A 3,405-nucleotide genomic window follows, 5' to 3' on the forward strand; every position below is an offset into this window, starting at 1 on the left:
TGGTACTGAATATTAAATACTGTGTGACTGCCATACCTGTAGTCCATCGCAGAACCTCTACATCCAGATAACTGCGACAAAATATCATAGCTAAAGCTGACCGGCTAAAGCCGGTGGTTTTAACCTTACGAAAGACTAATAAAATGTATTAGCCAAACCTGGATCAAGAATCAGCGTATCAAAATCATTTATTCTTTCACCTGAACCTTCCTGATCCTTAAAAACACCCATCAACGCTGCATACTCTCTTAGACCAAGTTCGCCTGGATCATCATTGAAATCGATCGCGCTCATTGTATAGTTAGTCACTACTTGACCGGAACCTTCTCCTCCCCCCCCCATAAACCTGATCTTCACCTGCAAAATCAATTGCCCCTTTAGAGAAATTGTCATAAAAACCAACAGCGTTCTGCATCAAACTCTCACGCCTACGTGCTGAGAAAAGAAGCCGTAAGCCCTCTGGTAATTTGAAATGTGTATGCTTGTTTGATTTTTTCATACGCTCTGATTGATCAGCCGTTGCATGTGACTCCACCACCAATGTCCTAGGTTCAGCATCATTAGCATCTCTGCGCTTTCCTACAATGTACCCTACAGCATGCCCCTTTATATATATTGTTTTAATATCGGCATTAAACTTAGTCATCAAATTTTCTATTTCAGACTGAGGAATTGGCGTAATTACTCAAAAACCCGTTTTTAGCCCACACGACACCCAACGTGCAGCACGTTCTATTTCATCTGCCAACCTCGGGAATGTCCCGCTACCTGTCAGCCTATCTGTTAAATAGTGCCAGAATGAAAGCCCGTATTGTCTGCAGGTTTTCTTAAGACTTGCAAAGGTATCCAGACTCTGTCGTCCGCTCTCGCTTTTGGTGCCACCACTGATTTTACGCCGTTTGACGTGCTCCCTAATCTGACTTTCACTGAGATTGTTATGTAAAGGCAACTCCAGATGATCCAGAACCATCAGCAGCTCTTCCTCAATCACTGCTAAACCTGATAATCCTTCCTGCAGGGCTGAACAGCCGGTTTGTGTCTGGATAAGGCTCTTAAAAGCCAATCTGATTCTGGCTGCTTTTTCATCCGATGGAGATGCTTTGAACGCCTTAAGATGACGATAAATATCCCAGAACCAGGTCAAGCACCAATATTGAGCACTAACCTGATGATCGTTGACCGGAATGGCTTTCTCTAACGGCCTGGCAGCATGTACCCAGCACTGGGCATGGGCAAACACATTAAACTGTCCGGCACCATCACTGAATGTGACCAGATTGAATCCGTGATTCATCAGGCTACCGTAGAGCATGGCCTCAGTCGCCCTTTGTCGATTCCTTGAACCTGTCAGACCGATGTCGTCCATAAAGGCTCTCCAGGCTTTTTCGCTGAGAAAATGCACATCCTGATATTGCTTCAGTATGTTCACCCATTTCCTGGCAAATTTGTGCTCACTGAGATAGTGGATCGCGTCAGCATTCAGTACATAGGTTCGGTAGGGGCGATGCAGTAAAGTCAGGAAGTTTTCCCTGCTCTTGCTTCCGGTTGTACCAAACCAAGTGAACAGTTCATTGGTAATAACAGTGCAATAGCCATTTTGACCCTGATGTCTTGAACCAGTGTCGTCGGTTTGCAGATAACGTGAACAGCGGATACCTGTCGCCAGTAGTTCGGAACAGGACGACTCTGGATCATCATCTGACTCATTATCATCACTCTGACACTCGTTTTCGTTATCATCACCGTTGGTATCAGTTGGCTTGGTGTTGGGCTTTATGTCAGGCTTTGGGTTTAGTTTCTTCAGTCGGGTGATTTCATTTTCCAGAATAGTTATCCGTTCCCGCTGTTGAGCAATTTGCTCCTGCTGTTGAATAATCTCCTCCTGCTGCTGAGCAATAAATGCCAGCAGTTTTTCAGCAGAGAAGTTATTAGTAAGAGAGATATTCATGAGTTTAAAAGATAGACTTTAGACGCTCCGTTTTCCTCAAAAAATTAGTTTTTGAGCACATACGAATTGGCGACCTCCCCTCTTTATACTTAATATTCAATTTAGCTCGAGCTTGCTTTCCTGGAGTCTTTGCATTCACTATTGGCTCAGTAATGCTGTCATCTTCCTGCAAACTGAACTCAGGGTTTTCTGCATTTTTATTTACCCCTATATTCATGTATTCAGGATCTTTTCCCTCAACCGAATTAACTGAAAAATAATCAAACTCTTCATTATTTCCTTGAATTTTCTGGCCGCTGCCAAAAGATTCTGCAGGAGCATCGTAACGATCTCTTTCCGGGTTTAAAGAAAATGAATCAGTCATTACATCATGAGCCCCTTCTCCATAAACCGTGGCGTAATCACCGCTTTCATCACTGTTATAAATACTTTCCATTGAACTCGATCCAGTTAACTCGTCATATACATCTTGGTTAGAAAATTCTGAATCTATACCAGAGTCAATAGACTCACTCAAAGAGTTCCGCTTTGAATCTGAGGCGCCTTTATCCTCATAAGCAAGCAACAACTTTCCAGCCTTTACAGATTCATCATTACCAAAAATATCATTCTTTACAGCCGCTGCATTAATTAACGTTTGCGCAAGTGCTGGAGTTATCTTCCGATCAATAAGCCCAAGTTTTCTGGCAGCCAAACTACTTCCTTGATTAATTTTCTCCATTGATTTAGAAGAAGACAATTTAGGCTTTACTGCCATAAATTTGACATCTCTACCTTTCATTTTTGCTATCAGTATCTTCCCATTAGCATTTTTATCATTTGCCAATTTGTTAATTTGATCTAACTGAACTTTGTTTAACGAATCAATCCCATTGGTCAGCAATTCCCGCCGAGTTGATTAAAGTCAATAATATCAAGGGCTAGAGACTGATCTACTAGTTCAGAAATCGCAGACTATTAAGTAACATATACGACATTACATCATCATTGTCATTTTACTGTGAAACCATCTAACCGAAAGACGATTGCTGAGAAACTGATCAAAATAGTTTCAAAAGAAGCTGTTAAAGTCCCTGATTTTCGTAAAAGAAACAGTCAAAATGCGATCCCGCTTCATGATGCCATCATGAGTGGTCTTGCCATTATGCATCTGAAGTATCCATCATTACTTCAGTTCGATCGGGACTGTGTTAAAACACCAGCCAAGTTGCATAACCTGAAATCGTTGTACGGCGTCGGTCAGGTACCTTGCRATACGCAYCTCCGGGAAATGCTTGACCCTATTGATCCCYGCTATTTACGAAAATTTTTCACCCAACTGTTTGCCTTTGTGCAACGCTCAGGGCGACTCCGGCAATTTGAGTATTTTGAGGAAGGGTATCTTGCGCCGATTGATGGAACCGGTCATTTTTGCTCCGGCAAAATCCACTGCCCCGAATGCTGTGTAAAAAATCCGG

General features: G+C 42.5%; 4 protein-coding genes. 1 reads left to right on the plus strand and 3 read right to left on the minus strand.

Annotated elements, in window-relative coordinates; translation table 11 throughout:
- Positions 1-135: 135 nt before the first annotated feature.
- The 3 genes from AKL11_RS25245 to AKL11_RS16120 all read right to left on the minus strand — a co-directional run bounded on the left by AKL11_RS25245 (position 136) and on the right by AKL11_RS16120 (position 2,831).
- Entirely contained in the window at positions 136-393 is a 258-nt protein-coding gene (locus AKL11_RS25245; RefSeq protein WP_157673604.1) for a hypothetical protein, read from the minus strand.
- A 292-nt stretch (positions 394-685) separates the two neighbouring features.
- A complete protein-coding gene (locus AKL11_RS16115) occupies positions 686-1,948 on the minus strand; it encodes an IS66 family transposase (protein ID WP_067519251.1) in 1,263 nt (420 codons plus the stop codon).
- 4 nt (positions 1,949-1,952) lie between these two features.
- Entirely contained in the window at positions 1,953-2,831 is an 879-nt protein-coding gene (locus tag AKL11_RS16120; RefSeq protein ID WP_067519254.1) for a hypothetical protein, read from the minus strand.
- 243 nt (positions 2,832-3,074) lie between these two features.
- Between AKL11_RS16120 and AKL11_RS26000 the strand changes: the two genes are divergently transcribed.
- A partial coding sequence (locus tag AKL11_RS26000) for a hypothetical protein (protein WP_216636810.1) occupies positions 3,075-3,405 on the plus strand: 331 nt, incomplete at its 3' end.

Origin of the sequence: Endozoicomonas ascidiicola (genome assembly GCF_001646945.1) — a bacterium.
Classification (GTDB): domain Bacteria; phylum Pseudomonadota; class Gammaproteobacteria; order Pseudomonadales; family Endozoicomonadaceae; genus Endozoicomonas; species Endozoicomonas ascidiicola.

Excerpts from the sequence above, each read along its gene's own strand:
- AKL11_RS25245 (WP_157673604.1), bottom strand. The coding sequence starts at position 393 with ATGACAATTTCTCTAAAGGGGCAATTGATTTTGCAGGTGAAGATCAGG.
- AKL11_RS16115 (WP_067519251.1), bottom strand. The coding sequence starts at position 1,948 with ATGAATATCTCTCTTACTAATAACTTCTCTGCTGAAAAACTGCTGGCA.